Consider the following 7,337-nt stretch of genomic DNA (forward strand, 5'->3'; position numbering starts at 1 on the left):
TTGGCCACCTGCGCGAACAGGCCCTTCGGATGCGCGCGGAACATCGGCTCGGTGCCGAACATCAGCACCCGCGCACCCCGTTCGTCCACACCGGACACGACGGCCGCCTGGCCGGAGGCCGCGTCCGGCCCGCCGGTGCCGTTGTCGTCGGGCCGCCAGTGGCCCGCGACCAGCGGGTTGCCGCTCGCGTACCGCTGCTCCACGGTGACCCCCTGGCCGAGGCCGGTGAACCACTGCGGCGAGTACACGAACGACGTCGGCATCGAGCCGGCGAGGACCTCCGCGTCCGCGTTGGACACGGTGACCACGCCGTTCGCGTCGCCTCGGCCGGGCACCGCGGTGACCGGCAGCAGCCCGGCGTCGGCGTTGAACCGCGAGCCCGTCGCGCCGCGGGTGACCACCCCGCCGCGGCCGAGCAGCTCCTCGACCTCGGCTCTGGCGGCCGGCTGCAGCTGGTCGAACCGGAGCCCGGAGGACACCATCAGCACGTCCACCCCGGACAGGTCGTAGCCGCCGTTGAGCACCGCCGTGGACACCGGCCGCACGTCGAAGCCCATCTCTCGCAAGGCGAACAGCTCGTCCGCCGCCACCGCGGCGGCCACCGTCAGCCGGGTCAGCACCGCGCCCGGCGCACCGGCGGACGCCGTGGTGAACCGGACGCCGTAGCGGTCGGCGACCTCGCCCGCCGCGGGCCGCGCGGCCGCCGGCACGACCACCGTGCCGTCGGACCGGCGGTGCAGCTCGATGCCCCGGCCCAGCAGGTCGTTGACCGCGCTCGCGTCCTTGCCGTCCACCACGCGCAGCGCGAGGTCGCGGCCCGGCGCCGCGTCCACCCCGCCGGTCGGCGACGCGGCCACCACCGGCTTGGTCGGCACCCGCAGGTCGCCGTTGCGCACGATGTCGACCGACGCGCCCCACAGCAGCCGGTGGCTCCACCCGGCGATGTCGTACATCACCGGCACGTTCGCCGAGAGGTCCTTGCCGGTCTCCAGCATCACGTTGGCGAGCCCACGCTTCGGCTGGTGCATGTCCACGACGTAGGACCCCGGCGGGTAGGTGTGCCCGCCGAGGGAGAACCCACGAGTGGCCTGGCGCACCCGCACGTCGTGGGCCACCAGGTGGTCCACCAGCCGGGCCGCGGCCGTCGCCGACCGCTGCGTCGAGCCGGCCGGGATCACGTACGCGCGCGGGAACTCGGTGGTGAACCGGTCCTCCGGGCCGAAGCCGGGCACGAACCCGTCGGGGATGTACCGCTGCTTCTCACCCGCGGCGCCGCGCCGGAAGATCTCGATCTGGTTGTCCACCAGCTCGACCCGGTGCGCGGCGGTGTAGTCGAGCGTGGTCCGCATCGTCGCCTCGGACACGTCGGTGTTGATCGCCGCGCGCCTGCGCAGCTCCTCGACCGGCAGCGTGTTGTAGGCGCTGTTGTTGACCTGCAAGGGGATCTCGATGGTGTAGGACACCGCGCCGTGGTACATCGCGTACTGCGCGGTGAAGATCGGCGGCCAGCCGTCCCACTCGCCCGGCGGCAGGTCGCGGAACGGCACGACCACGTTCTGCGCCTCCGGGTAGCCGAGGCTCTGCACGGCCTTCTCCATCTCCAGGCCGTTGGCGTAGCCGTGCTTGATGTAGAGGTCGAAGTCGTAGTTCTGGCCGTGCGGCGGGCCGGTCGGCTCGATCAGCGTGCCGTCCACGTAGCCGTGCTCGTCGAGCATGACCACCGGCTGATCGTCGATGATCATGTCCCGCATCGCGCGGTTCTCCGGCTGGGTGCTGGTGGCGAAGTCGCGGTTCATGTCGAACCCGTTGGCGTTGGCCCGGGTCCCGGCCACCCGGCCGTCGGGGTTGGCGGTGACGTTGAAGTAGATCCGGCTGTGCTCCAGCAGCCGCCGCGCGGCCGGGTCCCGGGTGGTGGCGAGGTAGGAGATCTGGCGCAGTGCCGCGTCGGTGCCCTCCCACTCGTTGCCGTGGATGTTGCTGTTGATCCACACCGGCGCCTTGTACTCGCGGTCGATCCGCTTGTCGCGGGCCGCGCGGGCCGGGTCGTTCTCGATCAGCGCGCGCCAGGCCTCCTGCTGGCGGGTCTCCGACGCGCGCTCCGGCGCGGTGAGCGTGACCTGGTAGAGGTCACGGCCGAGGCCCGACTCGCCGACGACCTCGACGGACACCCGGTCGCTGCGCGCCTGCAGCGCGTTCAGCCTCGGCGCGATCGCGTGGTACGGGGTGAGGCCGAGCTTGATCGTCTTGTCCGACGGGTCCTCGGGGTAGACCCGCAGCTGGGTCTGCCTCGGGTAGCCCTGCCGGGTGCCGACCTTGTTCTCGCCGGTGGCGACGGCCACCCGGGCGCGGGCGGCGGTGGGGTCGGTGGCCGCGACGGCGTTGCGGTCGGCGCCGTTGGCCGGCGCGTCCTCCCGCGGGCCGCCCCGGGTGTCGGGCGCGGTAGCGGGCGCGGCGGCGGCGGGCACGGTGAGCGAGGTCACGGCGACCGCGGCCGCGGTCAGCACGGCCAGGATGCGGTGTCTTCGGGAGCGGGTGAGCACGGGGAAGTCCTCCACTCGTAGCAGGGCAGGACGTGCATATCCGGCGTGGATCACTCCCGTCAAGGGCGGCGTAGCCTGTTGTGGTGACCATTGCTCCCGAAGGGCGGAAGCTGCTGCGTCTCGAGGTGCGCAACAGCCAGACTCCGATCGAGAAGAAGCCGTCGTGGATCAAGACCCGCGCCAAGATGGGCCCGGAGTACCGGGAGCTCAAGGGCCTGGTGCGGCGGGAGGGCCTGCACACGGTCTGCGAGGAGGCCGGCTGCCCCAACATCTACGAGTGCTGGGAGGACCGCGAGGCCACCTTCCTCATCGGCGGCGAGCAGTGCACCCGGCGGTGTGACTTCTGCCAGATCGACACCGGCAAGCCCGCCGCGCTCGACCGCGAGGAGCCGCGCAAGGTCGCCGAGTCCGTCCAGGCCATGGGCCTGCGGTACGCCACGGTCACCGGCGTCGCCCGCGACGATCTCGCCGACGGCGGCGCGTGGCTCTACGCCGAGACCGTCCGGCAGATCCACACGCTCAACCCGGGCACCGGCGTCGAGCTGCTCATCCCCGACTTCAACGCCGACCCCGGCCAGCTCGCCGAGGTCTTCGGCGCCCGGCCGGAGGTGCTGGCGCACAACCTCGAGACCGTGCCGCGGATCTTCAAGAGCATCCGGCCGGCGTTCCGCTACGAGCGCTCGCTCGAGGTCATCAGCCGGGCCCGCGAGTTCGGCCTGGTCACCAAGTCCAACCTCATCCTCGGCATGGGCGAGACGCCGGAGGAGGTCGAGGCGGCGCTGCGGGACCTGCACGACGCGGGCTGCGACATCATCACGATCACCCAGTACCTGCGGCCCTCGCTGCGCCACCACCCGATCGACCGGTGGGTCAAGCCCGAGGAGTTCCTCACCCACAAGGAGTCCGCCGAGCGGATCGGCTTCGCCGGGGTCATGGCCGGGCCGCTCGTGCGCTCGTCCTACCGCGCCGGCCGGCTCTACGCGCAGGCCATCGCGCACCGCGGCGAGGAGGTCCCCGAGGCGCTGCGGCACCTCGCGGAGGCCGGCCCGGCCAGCCAGGAGATCAGTGCGCTCCTAAGTAGGCACTGAGGGTGATCCCCGGTCCATCCCCCGGGTGGATTTCGTGGGAACCCTGATGTGCCAGGCTCTGTCCAACTGCGAGACTGACCGCGGTGCGGCCGCAGGGGGCGGTCGTCGAGGAGGGGAGCCGGGTGTGGCGTTGCTGACCGATGTCCTGGAATGGCTGCAGGCCTTGCCGCAGCCAGCACTGGTTGGGGCCACGGGTGCGCTCGTGTTCGCCGAGTGCACGATCGGCCTGGGGTTCATCGCGCCGGGCGAGGGCGGCCTGCTGATCGCGGCCACCACAGTGGACACCGCGCAGCGGTTCCTCGTCCTGTGGGCGGTCGTCACGGTCTGCGCCGGCCTGGGTGACTCGATCGGCTTCTTCATCGGCCGGCGGTTCGGCCCGGCCCTGCGCGAGACGAAGATCATCCAGAAGTACGGCACCGAGGGGTGGGACAAGGCCACCGGCATCCTGCGCAGGCGCGGGGCGTGGGCGGTGTTCTTCGCCCGCTTCCTGCCGGTGGTCCGCACGCTGACGCCGGCCGCGGCCGGCACGTCGGGCCTGCCGTACCGCAAGTTCCTGCCGGCGGTGGTCGCGGGCGCGGCCTGCTGGTCGGCCATGCACATCGCGATCGGCGCGGCCCTGGGCGAGGCGGCCAAGCGCATCGAGGGCATCATCACCACGGGCGGCGCGTTCGTCGTGGGCGGCCTGCTGCTGGTGCTGGCAGTCACCATCGTGGTCCGCAAGCGCCGCAAGGCCCGCCGGGCACTGCTGGTCCCACCAACCCCGATCGACGACGCCGACCCGGAGTTCGAGCCGGCCTAGCCGCGGCTTAAGGCCTGTCTCGTAGATCATCGGGTGAGGTCCTGCGCCGACCGCCGGAACCTCAGGGGACCGTGACGGCACCCAGCCACCACCCACCTCGACACCCGCACTATTCGCTGGGACGCAACGCACACTTTTAATCCCGGGGAGGCGGACTAGTCCTCGGCTCGCAGGTCCTTCGTGAAGGGCCGCAACGCGGGGATCGCCAGCGCGCACACGGTCAGCAGCAGCACGCCGGACACCAGGAACGTCGCGCTCGGGCTGCCGAGCAGGTGGGTGAGCACGCCGCCGAGCAGCGCGCCCACGGGGATGGCGCCCCAGACCACCGTGCGCCAGACGCCGAGCACGCGGCCGAGCAGGCCGTCCGGCACGGCGAGGTGGCGGGCGGTGGCGATGACGACGTTGATCGCGACGACGGCCAGGGCGAAGGTGCCGAAGAGGGTGGCGCCGACCGCGGCCTCGCTGGTGAGTCCCATGGCGGTGAAGCTGGCGCCGGTCAGGCCGATGCCGGCGATGAGGACGGTGCGCCGCGGGATCCTCGTGAGCAGCCGGGGCGCCGCCGCCGCGCCCAGGAGACCGCCCACCCCGGACGCGGCCGCGAAGACGCCGAACATGCTCTCGGTGAGGTGCAGGTCCTCGAGGACGTAGAGGACGAGCTGGTTGACCGCGAGCTCGGACGTGAGGCTGATGGCCGCGGCGATCAGCATCAGGCGCAGGATCAGCGGGCTGGTGCGCAGCCAGCGGGCCGGGTTGGTCTTCTGCCGCGGGCCGGGCAGGTGGACCGGCCGGTGCGCGCCCGCGATGCCGACCAGCAGCACCGCCGCGAGCGCGAAGCCGACGGAGTTGAGCAGGAACGGGAAGGCCGCGAACACGGCGAACGTGAGGCTGCCGGCCAGCGGTCCGAGGAACGCCTGGCCGAGCACCTCGGCGGCCTGGACCTGCCCGTTGGCCCGGTCGAGCCGGTCCCGCCCGGCGACGCTGGGGATGAGCACGTTGCCGGCGCTGTCCGCCACCGTCTCCGCGGTCCCCACCAGCAGCGCGGCGACGAAGACGACCCAGATCGCCGCGGCGTCGACGCCGATCAGGACGGCGAGCCCCCCGATGACCCCCGCCCGCGCGAGGTTGGCGGTGACCAGGGCCTTCCTGCGGTCGACCCGGTCGAGCAGCACGCCGGTGGCCATCGAGAAGAGCAACCAGGGCACGAAGGCGACGGCCGAGAGCGCGCCGATGACGAGCGGGTCCCGGGTCATGCTGGCGACGAGGAGCGGGAACGCGGTCTTGCCGATCCCGTCGGCGAGGTTGGAGACCGACACGGCGGAGACGAGGAACGCCATCCCCCGCCGTCCGCCGGTGGTCCGGGCCGGCGCGATCTGCATACGAGCACCCCCAAGTGGGTTGCTACCCCACGTCACCAATCGGTCCCGCCGCGTCAACCGTTAACACCGTGTCTCCTTCCCGGTTTCCCATTGACACTCCCGGACCGTGGGCGGTTATGTGCGTCGCGTGAAGTTGTTGCGACGTCGGATCGCCGAGCACGAGGTCGACCGGGTGCCGCCGTTCGGGCAGCTCGCCGCGCTCGGGCTGCAGCACGTGCTGGCGATGTACGCGGGAGCGGTGGCGGTGCCGCTGATCGTCGGCAACGCGATGGGCTTGTCGCAGGCCGACATCGGGTACCTGATCGGCGCGGACCTGCTGGTCTCCGGGGTCGGCACGCTGATCCAGTGCCTCGGCTTCTGGCGGTTCGGGGTGCGGCTGCCGCTGATGCAGGGCTGCACGTTCGCCGCCGTCACCCCGATGGTCCTGATCGGCACGACCGGCGGCGGCCTGACGGCGATCTACGGTGCGGTCATCGTGTCGGGTCTGCTGATGATCCTGCTGGCGCCGGCCTGGGGCCGGCTGCTGCGCTTCTTCCCGCCGCTGGTGACCGGCACGGTGATCACGATCATCGGTGTCTCGCTGCTGCCGGTGGCGGTGAACTGGGCGGCCGGCGGCGTCGGCGCGCCCTCCTATGGGGAGCCGCGCAACCTGGCGCTGGCCGCGGTCGTGCTGTTGATAGTGCTGCTGATCCAGCGTTTCGCGCCGCCGATGCTGAGCCGGATCTCGGTGCTGCTGGCCATCGTGCTCGGCACGCTCGTGGCGATCCCGTTCGGCTTCACGGACTTCTCCGGCGTCGGCGACGCGGCCGTCTTCGGCGTCAGCACGCCGTTCCACTTCGGACTCCCGACGTTCGAGGTCGCCGCCATCGTGTCGATGGCCGTGGTCACCCTGGTGACGATGACGGAGACGACCGGCGACATCCTCGCGGTCGGCGAGCTGGTCGACCGCCCGCCGACCGCCGCCGCCCTCGCCGACGGCCTCCGCGCGGACGGCCTGTCGACGGTGCTGGGCGGGGTGTTCAACACGTTCCCGTACACGGCGTACGCGCAGAACGTGGGCCTGGTCGGGCTGACCCGGGTGCGCAGCCGGTACGTGGTCGCGTTCGGCGGTGGGATCCTGGTGGTGCTGGGCCTGTTGCCCGTGCTGGGTGAGCTGGTCGCCGCGATTCCCATGCCGGTGCTCGGCGGCGCGGGAATAGCGATGTTCGGCACGGTGGCGGCGAGCGGGATCCGCACGTTGTCGGGCGTCTCGTTCGCCGACAACGGGAACCTGATCGTGGTGGCGGTGTCCCTCGGGGTGGGGCTCGTGCCGGTGGCAGCGCCGACGATCTACGGGCACTTCCCGCTGTGGTTCCGGACGATCATGGAGTCCGGCATCAGCGCCGGCTGCCTGACCGCGATCCTGCTGAACATCCTGTTCAACCACGGCCGCCGCCCCTCACTCCGCGAACGAGCCGAGGCGCTCCGCCCGTGATCAGAGCTGGCGATACTCGTAGTTGGGCTTGATGCTCGCGTTGTAGTACCGCCCGGCGCT

The 7,337-nt window shown here is 71.9% G+C and carries 5 protein-coding genes; 3 read left to right on the forward strand and 2 right to left on the reverse strand.

Annotation, left to right across the window (positions count from 1 at the left end; genetic code table 11):
• On the reverse strand, positions 1-2,555 hold a 2,555-nt coding region (locus VGD70_RS29040; RefSeq protein ID WP_331086908.1), incomplete at its 3' end, for a M14 family zinc carboxypeptidase.
• 68 nt (positions 2,556-2,623) lie between these two features.
• On the opposite strand from VGD70_RS29040, the gene lipA reads away from it, so the two are divergent.
• Together lipA and VGD70_RS29050 are read left to right on the forward strand one after the other, a co-directional pair.
• Entirely contained in the window at positions 2,624-3,628 is a 1,005-nt protein-coding gene (gene lipA, locus VGD70_RS29045; protein ID WP_331086910.1) for a lipoyl synthase, read from the forward strand.
• A gap of 124 nt (positions 3,629-3,752) precedes the next feature.
• Positions 3,753-4,427 carry a DedA family protein gene (locus tag VGD70_RS29050; protein WP_331086912.1) on the forward strand — a complete coding sequence of 225 codons (675 nt, stop codon included), beginning with the start codon at positions 3,753-3,755 and terminating at the stop codon, positions 4,425-4,427.
• 155 nt (positions 4,428-4,582) lie between these two features.
• Here VGD70_RS29050 and VGD70_RS29055 read toward each other — a convergent pair whose 3' ends face one another.
• A complete protein-coding gene (locus tag VGD70_RS29055) occupies positions 4,583-5,803 on the reverse strand; it encodes an MFS transporter (protein WP_331086914.1) in 1,221 nt (406 codons plus the stop codon).
• Positions 5,804-5,930: 127 nt separating this feature from the next.
• Here VGD70_RS29055 and VGD70_RS29060 point away from each other — a divergent pair, with 127 nt between their 5' ends.
• Positions 5,931-7,277 (forward strand): nucleobase:cation symporter-2 family protein, encoded by a 1,347-nt coding sequence (locus VGD70_RS29060; protein ID WP_331086916.1) that lies wholly within the window; start codon positions 5,931-5,933, stop codon positions 7,275-7,277.
• Positions 7,278-7,337 lie beyond the last annotated feature (60 nt).

It is taken from the genome of Actinophytocola sp. (assembly GCF_036402745.1).
Lineage (GTDB): Bacteria > Actinomycetota > Actinomycetes > Mycobacteriales > Pseudonocardiaceae > Actinophytocola.